The sequence below is a fragment of the Rhizobium sp. Leaf341 genome (assembly GCF_001424325.1).
Taxonomy (GTDB): Bacteria; Pseudomonadota; Alphaproteobacteria; order Rhizobiales; family Rhizobiaceae; genus Ferranicluibacter.
Genome location: NZ_LMPE01000013.1, coordinates 50934 through 51135, shown reverse-complemented (window position 1 = coordinate 51135; position 202 = coordinate 50934). Strand labels below are relative to the sequence as shown.

Below are 202 nucleotides of genomic sequence, written 5' to 3'. Positions count from 1 at the left end.
GGATCTGCGGCGGGTGCGCAACGTCAAGCCGCTCTGGTCGAAGCTCGGCACGGTGGCGGGCGTTGCGCTCGGCGGCCTCGACATGTGGACCAACCAGCTTCTCGGCTTCTCGGTCTTCGGCACGCTGAAGCACGGCAAGACCGATGCGCAGAGCCTCGAGCCGGCGGCGCGCCACAGGCCGATCGCCTATCCCAAGCCCGAT

1 pseudogene is annotated in these 202 nt (G+C 68.8%); it reads left to right on the top strand.

The window, feature by feature from the left end:
• Nucleotides 1–202, top strand: a pseudogene (locus tag ASG03_RS22040) (electron transfer flavoprotein-ubiquinone oxidoreductase); the annotation flags it as partial.